This is a genomic window from Croceibacter atlanticus HTCC2559 (assembly GCF_000196315.1).
Taxonomy (GTDB): Bacteria; Bacteroidota; Bacteroidia; order Flavobacteriales; family Flavobacteriaceae; genus Croceibacter; species Croceibacter atlanticus.
Genome location: NC_014230.1, coordinates 2,301,723 through 2,318,297 on the forward strand (window position 1 = coordinate 2,301,723; position 16,575 = coordinate 2,318,297).

15 protein-coding genes and 1 pseudogene are annotated in these 16,575 nt (G+C 32.7%); 9 read left to right on the forward strand and 7 right to left on the reverse strand.

The window, feature by feature from the left end:
* Positions 1-2 precede the first annotated feature (2 nt).
* Both CA2559_RS10435 and CA2559_RS10440 read right to left on the reverse strand, forming a co-directional pair.
* A complete protein-coding gene (locus tag CA2559_RS10435; RefSeq protein ID WP_041241197.1) occupies positions 3-1,040 on the reverse strand; it encodes a hypothetical protein in 1,038 nt (345 codons plus the stop codon).
* A 321-nt stretch (positions 1,041-1,361) separates the two neighbouring features.
* Positions 1,362-2,555: a proline dehydrogenase family protein gene (locus tag CA2559_RS10440; RefSeq protein ID WP_013187853.1), complete on the reverse strand. Its 1,194-nt coding sequence runs from the start codon at positions 2,553-2,555 to the stop codon at positions 1,362-1,364.
* Between the two features lie 88 nt (positions 2,556-2,643).
* Here CA2559_RS10440 and aroB point away from each other — a divergent pair, with 88 nt between their 5' ends.
* Positions 2,644-3,720 (forward strand): 3-dehydroquinate synthase, encoded by a 1,077-nt coding sequence (aroB, locus tag CA2559_RS10445; RefSeq protein ID WP_013187854.1) that lies wholly within the window; start codon positions 2,644-2,646, stop codon positions 3,718-3,720.
* Positions 3,721-3,787: 67 nt separating this feature from the next.
* Positions 3,788-4,117 carry a hypothetical protein gene (locus CA2559_RS10450; RefSeq protein ID WP_013187855.1) on the forward strand — a complete coding sequence of 110 codons (330 nt, stop codon included), beginning with the start codon at positions 3,788-3,790 and terminating at the stop codon, positions 4,115-4,117.
* Positions 4,118-4,132: 15 nt separating this feature from the next.
* Here the strand turns inward: CA2559_RS10450 and CA2559_RS13605 are convergent, their stop codons facing one another.
* Entirely contained in the window at positions 4,133-4,819 is a 687-nt protein-coding gene (locus CA2559_RS13605; RefSeq protein WP_148232806.1) for a hypothetical protein, read from the reverse strand.
* Between the two features lie 87 nt (positions 4,820-4,906).
* Between CA2559_RS13605 and CA2559_RS10460 the strand changes: the two genes are divergently transcribed.
* The 3 genes from CA2559_RS10460 to CA2559_RS10470 all read left to right on the forward strand — a co-directional run bounded on the left by CA2559_RS10460 (position 4,907) and on the right by CA2559_RS10470 (position 9,999).
* Positions 4,907-6,184, forward strand: a complete 1,278-nt coding sequence (locus CA2559_RS10460) for a carboxypeptidase-like regulatory domain-containing protein (protein ID WP_013187857.1) — start codon at positions 4,907-4,909, stop codon at positions 6,182-6,184.
* 146 nt (positions 6,185-6,330) lie between these two features.
* Entirely contained in the window at positions 6,331-7,218 is an 888-nt protein-coding gene (locus CA2559_RS10465) for a GLPGLI family protein (RefSeq protein WP_013187858.1), read from the forward strand.
* Positions 7,219-7,251: 33 nt separating this feature from the next.
* Complete coding sequence (locus CA2559_RS10470) at positions 7,252-9,999, forward strand: carboxypeptidase-like regulatory domain-containing protein (protein ID WP_013187859.1); 2,748 nt, start codon at positions 7,252-7,254, stop codon at positions 9,997-9,999.
* 3 nt (positions 10,000-10,002) lie between these two features.
* Here the strand turns inward: CA2559_RS10470 and CA2559_RS13940 are convergent, their stop codons facing one another.
* From CA2559_RS13940 to CA2559_RS10485, 4 genes and pseudogenes are all read right to left on the reverse strand, one after another.
* Complete coding sequence (locus CA2559_RS13940) at positions 10,003-11,058, reverse strand: iron-containing alcohol dehydrogenase family protein (protein WP_041241199.1); 1,056 nt, start codon at positions 11,056-11,058, stop codon at positions 10,003-10,005.
* An 84-nt stretch (positions 11,059-11,142) separates the two neighbouring features.
* Positions 11,143-11,847: pseudogene (gene kdsB / locus CA2559_RS13945) on the reverse strand (3-deoxy-manno-octulosonate cytidylyltransferase); the annotation flags it as partial.
* 65 nt (positions 11,848-11,912) lie between these two features.
* Positions 11,913-12,491 (reverse strand): DUF4126 domain-containing protein, encoded by a 579-nt coding sequence (locus tag CA2559_RS10480; protein WP_013187861.1) that lies wholly within the window; start codon positions 12,489-12,491, stop codon positions 11,913-11,915.
* A gap of 14 nt (positions 12,492-12,505) precedes the next feature.
* Positions 12,506-13,936 (reverse strand): ATP-dependent DNA helicase, encoded by a 1,431-nt coding sequence (locus CA2559_RS10485; RefSeq protein ID WP_013187862.1) that lies wholly within the window; start codon positions 13,934-13,936, stop codon positions 12,506-12,508.
* A gap of 123 nt (positions 13,937-14,059) precedes the next feature.
* Between CA2559_RS10485 and CA2559_RS10490 the strand changes: the two genes are divergently transcribed.
* The 4 genes from CA2559_RS10490 (at position 14,060) to CA2559_RS10505 (ending at position 16,554) form a co-directional block, all read left to right on the forward strand.
* Complete coding sequence (locus CA2559_RS10490) at positions 14,060-14,713, forward strand: hypothetical protein (RefSeq protein WP_013187863.1); 654 nt, start codon at positions 14,060-14,062, stop codon at positions 14,711-14,713.
* Positions 14,694-15,500 carry a DUF3822 family protein gene (locus CA2559_RS10495; protein ID WP_041241200.1) on the forward strand — a complete coding sequence of 269 codons (807 nt, stop codon included), beginning with the start codon at positions 14,694-14,696 and terminating at the stop codon, positions 15,498-15,500. Before CA2559_RS10490 ends, CA2559_RS10495 begins: the two co-directional genes overlap by 20 nt.
* On the forward strand, positions 15,497-16,033 hold the full coding sequence (locus tag CA2559_RS10500) for an RsmD family RNA methyltransferase (RefSeq protein WP_013187865.1): 537 nt from the start codon (positions 15,497-15,499) through the stop codon (positions 16,031-16,033). Before CA2559_RS10495 ends, CA2559_RS10500 begins: the two co-directional genes overlap by 4 nt.
* Positions 16,034-16,119: 86 nt before the next feature.
* Positions 16,120-16,554 (forward strand): hypothetical protein, encoded by a 435-nt coding sequence (locus tag CA2559_RS10505; RefSeq protein WP_013187866.1) that lies wholly within the window; start codon positions 16,120-16,122, stop codon positions 16,552-16,554.
* The last annotated feature ends 21 nt before the right edge of the window (positions 16,555-16,575 follow it).

Consider the following 16,575-nt stretch of genomic DNA (forward strand, 5'->3'; position numbering starts at 1 on the left):
CCTTAGTTCTTGTAGAAGTATACAGAAGAAGCACTAGATAATGCAACGTTTGTTGCAGGAGCTACATCTCCACCAGCTTCGAAGTCTGTTCCTACGAAAGAAACAACTCTACCTCCACCATTTGCAATCTCTGCAATAAATACTGTGTTAGACTCTGCATCATACTCAGCAGATATTGGGTTACCTAATAATGTAGATTCACCAGCAACTCTTACTTGATCAGTAACAGCAACCATACCACCATCTGCAGCAGCACTAAACTTAGATGTAAAGTTAGATACTACGTGGAAACCACCATCTGTATCTGCACCATCACCAGAAGCTGCACCAATATCTGTTAAGATCATAGTAGTACCATCATAAGCCATACCGTGAGTTCTTACAATACCTTCAAAAGCAACTCTCTTGTCTGCAGAAATTGAAACATCTGTAGTGTGAGTTGATAAGAAGTTAGAGAATAATGCTACTTCATTAGTTGCATCTACAACAGCATATAAATCTGCTCCTACAAATGCAATTTCCCATACTTTAAAGTCAACAGTTACTGTGTTTCTTAATGTGAAACCAGAATCTGTTCTTTGGAAAATAAAGTAACGACCATCTGCAGTAGCTTCATCACCATCTACATCTTCTGAGTCTGCTACTACATAGAAATCACCACTTACAGCAATTGCTCTTGGGTTTTCTAATACAGCTTCACTAGATAAGCTAGCAGTTAAAGTAATACCATCGTTAGAAATTGATGCATCTGCATAGCTATCTAATGTAAGGTTAGAACGAGATGCTTGTGTTACTGCATCTGCATCTGCATCATAATAAATACCTTCTGCTGCTAAAGAAGCAGTTAAAAGTGTTTTACTAGTACCATCTTCTAAATCGAATACTGTAATGTTACCGTTATTGTTATTAGAAGCGTAAAGTTCTGTTCTAGAATCTGCAGTTGGAGGCGTAGAATCTCCACCGTTATCATCATCACTGCTACAAGCAGCAAGAGAACCTATTACTAAAGATCCTAAAAGGATTGTTTTTAAATTTTTCATTTTTTGGTTTTTGTTATTAAACATTGCTTTTATTTAAGATGTAAAGATAACGAGATGGTTGCGTACTTGTTGCTAACGATATGTGAATGAAATTCAACCCGTTTCATTATAACTAATTGTTTATCAATTATTTACACTAATATTTTGATGTAACATTTAACGTCATTTTAAGATTTTTGGGAGTAATTTGTGAGCTTTTTAATGGGTTTAAGATTTTTTTTAGAAAACTGGTATTTTGGATATAAAACATAAAAAAACGCTTACAGATATTTAACTGTAAGCGCTTTGCAATGCTATAAGTATTCAAACTATAATTTCTATTTAATGAATAGTCTTTTTATGTTTTCCTTTTCGTCTGTCTTTTTCTTCTAATAATAAGGCAAGTTCTCTTCCTGTTTGTCCTTTTACAGATGTGTTTTCTTGAGCACGACGTATAAGATATGGCACAACATCTCTTACAGGACCAAATGGTATTAATTTGGCAGAGTTATAGCCATTAGCCGCTAGGTTAAAACTAATATGATCACTCATACCGTAAAGTTGAGCAAACCAAATACGACCATCGTCTTTAGCTAAATCTCTATCTTGTGTTAGCTGCATTGCCAAGTATGAAGACACTTCGTTGTGAGTACCTATAAATAATTCGAAATCTTCTAAGTGATTCATTATGTAAGCCATTACGGCATTAAAATTAACGTCTGTAGCTTCTTTATCTTCACAAATTGGTGTAGGATAGCCCATTTTAGATGCTCTTGCATTCTCTTTTTCCATATATGCACCTCTTACTATCTTGGCTCCAATTTTAAAACCTTTAGCTTGGCCTCTTTCGTGCAAGTCTTTTATATACTGCAATCTATCCCAACGGTAACATTGTATGGTATTAAAAATAATAACTTTCTCTTTGTTATAAAGCGCCATCATTTCCTCTATCAAATCATCTGCAGCATCTTGCATCCAAGATTCTTCAGCATCAACTAAAACACATACATCTAGATCGTATGCAGTTTTACAAAGACGTTTAACACGATCTTTAATTTTATTCCAAGATTCTTCTTCCTCTGCTGTTAAGGTTTCCTTGTTAGTCACTTTTGCCCAAATATCAAAAGCACCTACACCAGTTGGTTTAAATACTGCAAATGGCATTTCTGGTTTATCTGCTATAAACTTTATAATGTTTATTTTACGTTGCGTAGCAGCATCAAACTCTTCATCGGTTTCTTTACCTTCTACAGAGTAGTCTAATATACCGTGTAGCTTCTTTGTATATATCTTTCGAATATTAGGTAAGCAATCTTCCTCGGTTACACCACCACAAAACTGATTAAATACTGTTTTCTTTATTAACCCTTCAACAGGTAACCTTAAATTTAAAGATACATTAGTTAAAAATGTACCTACTTTAACCATAACAGGACTGCCAATAGATTTAAACATGAAAATAGCACGGTTTAACTCTCCATCTGTCTTTAAACTGAATGCCCTCTTGGTATTGTTAAATATTTTTGTTGTAATCATTTCTATTTTTTTGACGCACAAATATAGGTATTGCAGCACTACTTTTAATTGTTTGTTATACTTTCGAATTAAAATTTGAAATTAACTTATGAAATTTGATCCCATAGCTTCTGGCAATAGCATTGTGTACTTTGAAAATGAAGGTTATACAGCGTTAAACAGTTATTTGAAAGAGGAAAAACCTTCTAAAATTTTTGTTCTTGTAGACTCTAATACCCTACAAGATTGTTTACCTATTTTCTTAGCTAAACTAGAAACAGAAATTGTTATTGAAACAATTGAGATTGAACCAGGCGAAAGTTTTAAAACAATTGATACCTGTGTAGGTGTTTGGAATGCTCTATCTGAGTTGAATGCAGATCGAAAAAGTATTATTCTTAATCTTGGTGGTGGCGTTGTAACAGATCTTGGTGGTTTTGTCGCTTCAACTTTTAAAAGAGGCATACCTTATATAAATATACCTACATCTTTATTAGCAATGGTTGATGCCTCTGTTGGTGGAAAAACAGGCGTAGATTTAGGAGTGCTTAAAAATCAGATTGGCGTAATATCACATTCTGAAATGGTTATTGTAGATACAAATTATCTTAAAACACTGCCTGGAAAACAAATGCGAAGTGGTCATGCCGAAATTTTAAAGCATGGATTAATTACTAGTAAATCGTATTGGGACAAATGTTCAGATTTAAAGAATCTCACCTTAGAGTCTTATGATGCTATTATTTATGAGTCTGTACAGATAAAAAATAATGTTGTAACCAAAGACCCTAAAGAAAAAGGATTAAGGAAGACATTAAACTTTGGCCATACGCTAGGTCATGCTATAGAATCTTATTTATTAGAACACGATACAAAAGACGCTGTATTACACGGCGAAGCAGTTGCTGCAGGAATGATACTTGCATTGCACCTTTCTGAAGCAGAATATGAGTTTCCTAGCCAAGAAAAAGAAGAAATTTGTAATACTTTATTGAGTATTTATGGAAAAATTTCTCTTAACCATGAAGATTATCAGCATATTATTGAATTATTAAAATTTGATAAAAAAAATACGCACGGTAAAATAAACTTTATACTTTTGAAGGGCTTTGGAGAGGCTGTTTTAGACTGCCAAATATCTAACGAAAGATTACTCGAAGCATTTAATTACTATAAAAACTTATAGTCCCTAATTTTGGATTATAAAAAGATTTTATACATTTAAACTTAAGACTTTAATAAAACCCTTTGCTATGAAACGTGTCATTGTTGACTATAAAAAACTTACCCCAGAAATTTTGGGAATGCTTGTTGAAAAATACCCTGACGGATATGATGATGATCAAATAATCTCGTTTAGAAATGCTAAAAATGAGAAGATTGAAGCTGTCGAGGTGAGAACAGAAGACTCTATCTACCTTGTTAAGGTTAGTACAAAACTAGAAAACTCTATGGCAGGTTATGATGTTGATGATTATGATGATGGTGATTTATCTGAACCTATTGTAGAACTAGAACAAAAACCAGGCAAAGATGAATTGGATATAGAAGACGAAGAAACAGATGAAGAAGAAGAGGATTAATCCTCTTCTTTTTTTTTATCGCACTAATTGAATAGTTGCCTTATTACCAGTGGCTAGAGACCAATACCTATCCATTACAACATGGCCATTAGAGTCTATAACTTTTAGCTCTGCTGTATTTGGTGCAAACAGGCCCATACTTACGGCCTTAAAATCTAAAATACTTATACCAGGTTTAATGTCTATTAGCATGACTTTATAACCTCCAGATAATGTTATATTACCTTCAACAAGTTCTTTGTTAAGGTAAACTTGTATAATATCTCCATCTACATTACCGTAATCTCTAAAAAACACTTCAACATACTTAGAGGTGGTTTTAATAGTACCTAAATTTCTATCACCAGTAAAAACCTCTTCAACAGGAAAGTTTTCTTCAGACCATTTTGGTTGTATATCGTAACGTTGGTCTATAAATTTTGATTTCTGAGGTGTCATATCTACCATTTTCTTAGAGTCATCTTTAGAGATAGAACTTTCAGACTTAGGTAACACCGTAAAGCCATTATTGGTTTTAGATAAACTTGGAGAAGTTTTGCTTCTTAAGCTACTGTTTTCTGCTTCTTTATTTTCTTCAGCCTTAATAAGAATACCACCAGTATTTCTATCTATTTGAGCCTGTAATGAGGTAAGGCCAACACAACATAACACAGCAATTATAGCTACTGCTTTATTAGAAAAGTCTATTAAAAGTTGATGCATTGTTAAAGACATAATTGATAGTAATAGTTATTATAAGGTATCAAAAGTAAATTGAGTATATTTAAAAGTCTCAATTTATAATTAGTTATGAAAACAAATATCACACCAAAACTACGCATTCCCTATTGTTATGTTGCAATACTTTTCTTGTTTGTAATAAATATTGGGCAAGCACAAGACTCATTTACAACATATAAAGGAGAAGTTGTTAATGAGGCTAACAATGATCCTTTAGTATTTGCAACACTAAGTGTAGAAGGTACAAATATTAGTACAGTTACCAATTCTGATGGTCTATTTACTCTTAAAGTACCAAATACAATTAAAGATGCAAGGATCGTGGTTATGTACTTAGGGTTTACTCCCAAAACATTCTTGTTATCCTCTTTTAATAAAGAACGTACCAAAATTGGTTTGAGTGAGGTAACTACACAGCTTAATGAAGTTATGGTACAAACTAATAAAAATGCTAAAGCAATAGTTAAAAAAGCCCTTAGTAATAAAGGCGAAAACTATATGAATAGCCCTAAGAGAATGATGGCGTTTTATAGAGAAACTATAAAGAAAAGAAGACGTAATGTGTCTTTAGCAGAAGCTGTTATTACCGTTAATAAAGAATCTTATGATTCTTTTAAATCAGATAAAATTGCACTTTTTAAATCTAGGAAAAGTACAGACTACTCTAAGTTAGATACCATTGCATTAAAATTACAAGGTGGTCCATTAAATGCATTGTACGTAGATGTCATGAAGTATCCTGATTATTTTTTGAATTATGAGGATTTTGATAAATATAAATTCACCTTCGATGAGCCTACTATAATTAATGATGAGTTAGTGTATGTGATTAATTTTAAGCAAACTAAAGCGCAAGAAGATGATCCGCTGTATTTTGGCACACTTTATATTAACTCAAATACAATGGCACTTACAAATGCTATTTATAATTTAAATGTAGAGAACAGAGCTGCAGCAAGCGCATTATTTGTAAGGCGTAAACCGTCTGGTGCTAATGTTTACCCAACAGAAGCTGTTTACAGAGTAAACTATAGACAACAAAATGGAAAATGGTATTATGGTTATAGTAACGTACAAATTGAGTTTGTGATAGATTGGGATAACAAACTATTTAACTCTAAATACACCTTACAGAGTGAAATGGCAATTACAGATATTATAGATAACAACTCTGAAACTATTAGAAATAGAGACCGTTTTAAACAATCTGCTATTTTAGTAGATGAAACCTCAGGATTTACAGATCCAGATTTCTGGGGAGCTTTTAATGTTATAGAGCCAGATAAATCGATAGAATCTGCTATCGACAAAATACAGAAACAATTAAGAAAGCTAGAAAAGTCTTAAATCACTATTTAACTTTTATGTATTTAACCTTCAAAATTAATTTTTTGAAGGTTTTTTTCATTTCCACATTAAACCTTTTAATTTTTTAAATGTCATAACCATGTAACAATAGGTACTTTATAAAGTCTTATTAAAAAACTATACCAATGAAATATATTTTTACCTGTTTAGCAATAGTATGCACTATTGCACTTCAAGCCCAAAGTATTAGCGGAAAAGCTACTTATGAAAGTAAGACTACTGTCGATATGGATGGTTTTGGTGGAAGAGAGATGACCGATGATATGAAGAAAATGATTATGGAGCGTATGAAAAGTATGCTCGAGAAAACTTACATTCTTACATTTAATAAAAATGAATCTTTATATACAGAAGAAGAGCATTTAGAAACTGGAGCTTCCGGTGGCGGAATGAGAATGATGATGAACAGTTTTTCTGCTGGTGTTCAATATAAAAATACAGAAACAAATGAACTTGTCGAGGAAAATGAATTCTTCGGAAAGCAATTTTTAATAAAAGATACTATCCAGAATATAAACTGGACTCTTACCAAAGAATCTAAACAAATAGGCCAATACATTGCTTTTAAAGCTACAGGTGTAAAAGAATTATCTGACACAGATTTTCAATTTGCAAGACGTCGTGGTGGTAGAGATGGAAACCGAAGAGGTCGAATTGAAAATGATACCGAAAAAAAGCAAGATACTATAGAAGACTCTAAAAAAGACCCGCTTGAAGAAATAGAGATTCCTAAGGAGATAGAAATTACTGCTTGGTACACTCCACAAATACCAACGAGTACAGGACCAGGTGAATATGGTGGTCTTCCAGGATTAATTTTAGAACTTAATGCACATCGTACTACAATACTTTGTTCTAAAATTGAAATGAATACTAAAGATACTTCAGACATAAAAAAACCTACAAAAGGTAAAGAAGTGTCTAGAGAAGAATACCAAAAGATTGTAAAAGAAAAAACCGAAGAAATGCGTGCAAACTTTAGAGGTGGCGGTCGCGGTGGCAGACGTTTTTAATCTTACATAATACTTACTAACTCACTCTTACTTATGAAATTTTTAAAATCTATTGCTACAATAGGGCTGCTCCTTGTATGCGTAATTTCAGCACAATCACAAAGTATAACTCTTGAAGGAACTATAAAAGATAGTATTGGTAATCCTTTAGAGTTTGCAAATATAATTGCTAAGATAAAAACCACTTCAGAGGTTGAAACTTATGCCATTACCAACCAAAATGGTAAATACAGAATAGATCTTCCTAAACAAGAAACTTATACATTAGTAGCTAGTTTTTTAGGTTTTGATCCTTCAGAAAAATCTATTACTGTATTAGAAACCTCTCAAGATTCGCAATTAGATTTTACATTATACCCGTTAGCAGATCAATTAGATGATGTAACTATTGTATATGAAATGCCTGTAACTGTTAAAGGCGATACTATTGTGTATAATGCAGATTCTTTTACCAATGGTAATGAACGTAAACTTGGTGATGTCATGAAAAAATTACCTGGTGTAGAAATAAATGATGATGGTGAAATACAGGTTGAAGGAAAAACTGTACAAAAAGTAATGGTTGAAGGAAAAGACTTTTTTGATGGAGATAGTAAACTAGCCACAAAAAACATTCCTGCAGATGCTGTTGAAAAAGTTGAAGTTCTGAGAAACTATAATGAAGTAAACCAAATGCGAGGTTTAGGAAACGATCAAGACAATATTGCCATAAATATAAAGCTTAAAGATGGTAAGAAAAACTTTTGGTTTGGAGAGCTAACAGCTGGTGGCGGATATTCTGATGAAGATGAAAAAGAGCGTTATCTAGTTCAACCTAAGTTATTTTACTACAGTCCTAAATATAGTATTAACCTTATAACAGACTTTAATAATATAGGCGAAGTACCGTTTACCTTTAGAGACTATTTTAAATTTACAGGTGGTTTTAGAAACTTTAATAGAAACGGCGGAACTAACTTCGAGGTTAGTCAAACCGATCTAGGGTTTGCTGTTGCAAAAAACAATAGAGCTAGCGCATTAGAAAGTAAATTTCTTGCAGGTAACTTTAGTTATGCGGTTAATAAGTCTTTAGATATTAGTGGTTTTGGTATACTCTCAGACAATAAAACTAGTATTATAAACAACTCCATAAGGCAGTATATTGCTTCTGGATCTGTAGAAACTACTAATAGTACAAATGACCAAAGGAGCCAATTAGCAATGCTAAAATTAAGCGGTTCTTATAAGCCAAATACTAGCTTACAGGTAGATTACGATGCCTTAATAAAAACATCTAAGCAAACAGAAGATAACTCAACACTTTCCATTTTTGATACCAACACCAATAACATCTTAGAAGGAAAAGAAACAAAACCCTACTCTATTAATCAGAATGTAAATGCTTATTACACGCTAGATGAAAAGAATATTTTTGCAGCACAGGTACAACATTTATATCAAGACGAAGATCCATTTTATAATGCTATAACTGAGTTATTACCGTTTGATGGTATTTTACCTATAGATGAAGACCAAAGCCTTTTTGATATAAATCAAAATAAAACTATTAAAAGTCATAAGTTGGATGCTAAAATAGACCACTATTATGTCTTGAATAACTTAAGTAATTTAAACTTCACGTTAGGATCTACGTATAGTAACCAATCTTTTAACTCTAGTATATTTCAAATTTTAGATAATGGATCTCAAAATTTTCTTAATGAAACAGATCCTATAAACTCTGAAGGTGATACAATGCCATTGGTAAATGATGTACAATATCACTTTGCAGATTCATTTTTAGGATTACATTACAAAGTTAAATCTGGAAGTTTTGTATTCACACCAGGATTAACCTTACACAATTATATACTTCAAACAGATCAATTAAACCAAACTTCTAAAACTACAAATTGGACAGTTTTACCAGATTTAAACGTGATCTATAATATTAAGAAAAGTGAAAACATTCGTTTTAATTATTCCATCTCTAATGAATATACAGATGTAAATAATTATGCTGAAGCCTTAGTATTTAATAATTACAATAGACTTTATGGAGGTAATAGAAATTTAGAGAACTCTTTATCTCATACTTATAACTTAAACTACTTTAACTTCAACTTATTCAACTTTACAAATATTAATGCTGGTTTAAGCTACACCAAACGTATAGATGGTGTAAAAAACAATACAAATATTGTAGCCATTAATCAAGTGTCTACGCCTGTAAACATTGACAGTAATTTTCCAGATGAAACTTTTACAGCATTGGGTAGGTTTAGTAAGACAGTTAAAAAGATAAAATATAATTTAAGTGCTAATGTAAGTTTAAGTAAGTCTTTTAATAATATTAATAATGAGATAAGAGAAAGCGAAAGCTTTACTCAAAACTATAGAGGTAGTATACAGACAAATTTTAATGAAGCTCCAAATTTTGAGTTAGGTTACAGATTAAATGTAAATAACTATAACAACGGTGGTTTAGAACAAACGTTTTATACACAACAACCATTTGCTAGATTTGATGTAAACTTCCTTAAAGATTTTACATTTGATGCTGAATGGGATTTTTACGATTACACCGACAAGAATGATACTGTAGAAAACAGATATTCTTTTGTAAACGCAAACTTATATTACCAAAAGGGAGATAGTCCTTGGGAGTTTAAATTACAAGCTAGTAATCTCTTAAATACAGAGTTTATTAATAACGATAGTTTTAATGAACAGTTTAATACAACAACACAATATTTTGTATTACCAAGAATATTAATGTTTGTGGTAAAATATAACCTGTAGATTTTACATCTTAAGGAAAAGCGCCTTAAGAGTAGCCTCATTCATCACCTCTTGCCAGTTTTTGCCCAGTGCATTTTCCCAAAGAGGTGTAAGTCCTAATGAAACATCGACCATGGTTTGAAGTTGTTGTTCTGTTAGGTCTTTACATAAACCTTGTGGCAAGGTGATGTTATGTTTGGCTTTCATTTCTTTAAATAGAGCAACACCTTTAGGGTAATAGTCTTCTAGTTTATCAAACACAATACAGTTACCTATACCGTGCTTTGTTCCTAAAACATAAGACATACCATAACTCATAGCGTGCGCAACCCCAACTTGAGAGTAGGCAATACTCATACCTCCATGCCAAGATGCCATCATAAGTTTAGCGCGAGATTCTTCATCTTCAAGATTACCTAAGAAAATTTCTTTACAAAGATCGTAGGCTTTTTCACCATAACTTTGGCTAAATGCATTTAAATAAGTACCATTTAAAGACTCAATACAATGTATGTAACAATCCATACCCGTATAAAACCATTGGTCTTTAGGTACGGTTTTAGTTAGGTCTGGATCTAAAATTACTTGATCAAAAGGAGTATAATCTGAATTTATGCCTAATTTCTTTTCTGGTCCTGTAAGCACAGTTGTTCTAGAAACCTCTGCTCCTGTTCCACTTATAGTAGGAATACCCACATGATATATGGCAGGAGATTTTACTAAATCCCAACCTTGATAGTCTTTAGCCTTTCCTGGATTTTTGAGTAAGATTGAAACCGCTTTAGCTAAATCTAATAATGTACCGCCACCAATACCAATAATACCACTAGGCAGTAATTGAAACTCTTCTTTAAGTTCAGTTACTATTACATCTACCTGTGAAGTTTTAGGTTCATAATCTGCCGAAATATATTTTATGACATCATTGCCTTTTAGCTTAATCCTATTAATAAATGTGTCATTCCCCTTAAATACATCATCTACCAGATATACAAAAGGTGCACCTACAGCTCGTTTTTTATTAAGAATTGTAGGTAGTTGATCAAAACAGCCATTTCCAAATACAATACGAGGTACCATCGGAAAGTTTTTGTGTGGATTATTAGCAATATCAAAATTTGAAGCGGCAACTTCAGATTCTTCTACATTATCCTTAGCATTTAAAATACGCTTGGCATTTTCTAAATCTTCTGGAGTATCTATTTCTACACTGGTTGCAGATGTTACAACCATTTTTATATTCTTACCATTTTCTAAATAGCGAATACATTCAATTTTCTCTGAAGCCTCTAGCCTACCCATTGGTAGCTTGTAAAAATCTAAAAGAGCTTCTTTTCTAAACGCATAAATACCTTTGTGTTTGTAATACTTAGTATCTACATCTTGATCTCTAGGATAAGGAATTGGTGACCTAGAAAAGTACAGTGCAAAATTATTTTCATCTACAATTACTTTTACAGCATTAGGGTTTATTATTTCATCATTATCCTTAATTACCTTCATTAGAGATGCTAAGTCTATTTTATCTGCATCATCTTGATAAAAAACATTTAAAACATCTTTTAAGCTTTCCTTATCTGTAAATGGTTCATCGCCTTGAACGTTTACCACAATATCTACATCCATGTGTTCTACAGCTTCTGCTATCCTGTCGCTACCACACTCATGTTCTTTTTTACTCATGATAGCCTTACCACCTTGAGAGGTAATTTCATTATAAATAATGTCGCTATCTGTAACAACAAAGACATCATTAAACAAACCAGTAGATACAGCAGCTTCGTAAGTGCGTTGAATTACTGTTTTACCATTAAGGTCTTGCATAAGTTTTCCAGGAAATCGAGATGCAGCGTATCGCGCAGGTATCATGGCGATTACTTTAAGAGAAGTAGTGTTCAAAATCATAGCTTTACTTAAGATCAAAAATAAGAATTTTAGCGTGTAACAGGTTTCTTTTTAGAAAAGAGTTTGGTGTAAAGTTTTTTAGCGCTAAAAATGATAATTACAACGAAAACTAAGGCTAATAAAGGAAAAATTAATGCGGTAAGAGATAAGGTGGTTGCGCCTATAGTTTCAACAGTACTTATTACAGGATTTGCTATTCCGCCAGTAGTTGCAGAAGATGCTGCTCTAGTTGCGCTCGTGGTACCAGAGATAAATCCTGCGGTGCCACCACCTGCAATAATTGCTAATACCCACATTAATAATGGGTCTACATCTGCCATTGTTGCAAACATGACACAGGTTCCAGCAACTGCTGCCAATGGTACAGAGATAGTGTCTAAAAGATTATCAAAAAAAGGAATATAGTAAGCTAAGATTTCAAATACTGTGGCTACAGCCAGAGTTACTATTGTAGTACTATGACCTATCCAAAGCCAATTATCTTGCAACGGGATTACATTGTAATATGCCGCAATACTTAATACTAGTAAAGGTAAAAATACTCTAAAACCTACTGAGGCTGCAAGACCTATGCCCAAACAAATACTTAAATAAAACTCTAAACCCATAATTAAATATACACTTAAAATGAGTTGTCTTCAAACATTTCATTTTTAAAACCTATAAGATAAAGTTTAGATTTTGCTCTTGTAATTGCCGTATACAACCATCTTAAATAATCTTTGTCTATACCATCTGGTAAATAAGGTTGCTCAACAAATACAGTATCCCATTGCCCACCTTGAGATTTATGACAGGTAATTGCATAGGAGAATTTAACCTGCAAAGCATTAAAAAACTTATTGTTCTTAACCTTTAAGAATTTCTGATATTTGGTTTTAACATCGGCATAGTCTTTCATAACTTCTTGGTAAAGCTGGTTAGACTCTTCAAAGGACAGTGATGCGGTGTTAGAGGTTAATGTATCTAACAATACAACAGTTTCAAAAGGCTTCATATTAGGATAATCTACCATTTGTACATTTACTTCAGCAAAACGGAAACCATAAAGTTCTTTTATGGCGAAAATCTCAAGTACTTTTACAATATCCCCATTGGCTATAAAACCAGCATCTGTTGTAGGTTTTACCCAGAAATAATTATTCTTTACGACCATAAAATAATCGCCTGCAGATATTTCTTCTTCTTGAAATAAAATACGCTGCCTAATGTTTTGATTGTAAAGATTTGCCCGTTTGTTGGACCTTACAACAATACAAGTATCCTCATGCCCTAATTGGGAGTAAGAATCATTAATGGCATCCATAATTTCATGACCATCAATTAATCGAACCACGTCGCCTTTTTGAGTAATATTAAATTTAAAAGAATCATAAAAGCCATCTTCTAAAATATGTCTTATTTGGGTGGCATTTAAGAGAATGTCACTTTCTTCACTTTGCCTTACAACCTCATTAAGTTCAATATGAGTAACTTCTCTATTGTAATCCAACATTAGTTTCTTCTCATCTAACGCAGGACTAATATCTAATTTTACTGGTGGCAGCTGTGCAGTATCTCCTATGAGAAGTAAGCGGCATTTAAAACCAGCATCAACAAACTCAATGAGATCGTTTAAAAGTGATCCATTTTCAAAAAGTTTAGCATCACTTGGCGTATCTGGAATCATAGAAGCTTCATCAACAATAAAAAGTGTATTTCTATGCTTGTTTGGTCTTAGTGAAAAGGTAATGTTGTTATTCTTGCTTTTAGGAAAGTAAATCTTACGGTGTATGGTTTGGGCATTTTGCTTGGCATAATTACCTAACACCTTTGCTGCACGACCTGTTGGCGCAGCTAAAACCACACTTTTTCTAACTTTCCATATATTTTTTACGATAGTAGATGTGATTGTAGTTTTACCAGTTCCTGCAAAACCTTTTAGTAAAAAAAGTTCCTCTGGCTCACTATCTAATATAAATTCTGAAAGCTTTTGTAGTGCGATGTCTTGCCGAGTTGTGGTTTGGTGACCAAAATCCTGTTTTAATACGTTGTAAAATTCTTTGGCGTCCATCTAGTGTTAAAGATTCAATAAAAAGTAAAGATAGCAATGGATTTTTCCTAGCGAAACTTTTAGCATTAAAAAAAAATTGTAGATTTGCGAGTACCTTGTTAATAATAAAACAAACAGAAACTAATGAAAATAGTAATTCAACTAGTACTTTGGGCCGTAATAGCTTTTTTAGGATATTTAGTGTTCAACTCTATTTATGAGCCAGTAAAATTCAATAAAATTAAGAACGAACGTTACGCCAAAGTAATTGAAAATCTTAAAGATATAAGAAATGCTGAGCTTGCTCACAAAGAAGTTATTGGTACGTTTGAAGCAGATTATGACAAACTAATACGTTTTATTGATACTGCACAATTTGCTGTAACACAACGTCGTGATACTACGTATTTAGATGAAGAATACAAGAAAACTTACGGTGTAGACCAATATAAAGAAGATGTAGTTATAGATACATTAAGCTTTATTCCTGTAAAAGATTCTCTTTATGGTGGTACAGACCGTTACAAGACAATGATGAATATCCCAATTGAAGGAGTAGACAAAAAGTTTGACCTTAAAGCTGGTTTCATTACTAAAAACGATGCTAAAATTCCTGTTTTTGAAGCTAAGGTTGCAAAGACATTAATACTATCTGACCAAGATAAAGATTTACTTGCTCAAGAAAGAGAAGTTGTATCTGTAGATGGTGTAAACGGTAAGTATATAAAAGTAGGATCTATGGAAGAAGTTAATACAAATGGTAACTGGCCAAAAACTTATGGCGCAAACGACCAATAATATCATACAAACTCCAAAAGCATTGTCCATCTTGGTTAGCCTCGATGGACTTTCTTTTTGTGTATTATCCTTTGGTAAAATCTCATTACTTTCTGAAGTTAGTTTTGAAAAGCAGCTAAACCCAATCGAAGTTTTAGAACGGTTAAAGAAAGCCCTTTCTAAAGAACAGCTAATCTCTGAACACTTTGAGAAAGTAACGCTTACTATATCTAATGAGCTTTTTACGTGTGTACCTGAAGCACTTTTTAATAAAAACAACCTTACCAACTACCTAAAGTTTTCTAGTAAGCTACTTAAAACAGATTTTGCAGATGTAGATGCACTGCCTGCTTTACAATTACATACCGTATATATTCCGTTTACCAATATTACTAACTTTATATACGACCAATTTGGTGCGTTTACGTATAGACACTCTATTTCTGTTTTTGCAGAAGCTATACTTGCTATGCAAAAGGAAAATAGTATTGCTGTTAACGTGACATCACAATATTTTGAATTGGTTGTCATACAAGCCAATGCTCTTAAATTAGCAAACCGATTTACCTACAGTTCTAAGGAAGATTTTATATACTATATATTATTTACGTATGAACAACTAAACTTAGATCGAGAAGAAGATATTCTTTATGTTTCTGGCCTAATTGAAGAAGGAGATGATAATTACGAGATGGCATTTAAGTATATTAGACATATAGCATTTTTAGAGTATTCTGGATATGAGTCTGACACGTCTTTAGAGTTACAACCTCATCAACATTTATTAATTCGCCAAGCCCTAATATGAGAATTGTTTCAGGAAAATATAAAAGTAAACGTATAACAGCTCCAAAAAATCTTCCTGTAAGGCCAACTACAGATATGGCTAAGGAAGGTCTATTTAATAGGCTAAACAACTGGTATAGCTTTAGATCAATTAAGGTATTAGACTTGTTTGCTGGTACAGGAAACATATCTTTTGAGTTTCTCTCAAGAGGTACAGAACATATAGTTGCGGTTGATAATCATAACAACTGTTTAAAGTTTATAAATACTATTGCAAAAGAATTGAACGGTGAGATAACCACTATTAAAAGTGATGTCTTAAAATATCTAGAAAAAGCTTCTGGTTCTTTTGAAGTTGTATTTGCAGATCCACCTTATGCCCTACCACAAGAAGATTTTGAAACCCTAGTACAACTCGTTTTTAAACATAATTGGTTAACCGATAACGGTACTTTAATTGTTGAGCATTCACAACAAACAGATCTTGCACATTTAGAGCATTTTACTGAAGCTAGACGCTATGGCAGTTCTGTCTTTAGTTTCTTTGAAATGTAATCTTCTACTATTCAAAACATTATAACATATTTAGCGTATTAGATTTTAATGTATCTTTAGGTAAACAACCTTAAAAACTAACACCAATGACAACATCTCACAAACCAAATGTCTTATTCTGGGTAATAGCCATTATTGGCTTAATTTGGAATGCTATGGGCGTATTTCAATTTTTTGCTGAAAACTTTATGAAAGAAACCTTATATGAAGGCTACACTGAAGAGCAAATTGCATTAATGGACAATATGCCCGCTTGGATTTCTGTAATTTTTGCTGTTGCTGTATTTTCTGGATTTTTAGGCTGCGTACTTTTGGTAATGCGAAAAAACACTGCCGTTGCTTTATTCTTAATCTCATTAGTAGCAGTAATCATACAGATGAGCTATTGGTTATTTTTCACCAATGCTAAGGAGGTTATGGGTGATGGCGTAGAATATATGCCTATAACAGTAATAGTTGTAGCAGCCATACTCTATTTTTATAGTAAGCACGCTCTAAAAAAAGGATGGCTACTTAAGTAAAAAAAAGAAAAGGCTAGAAAT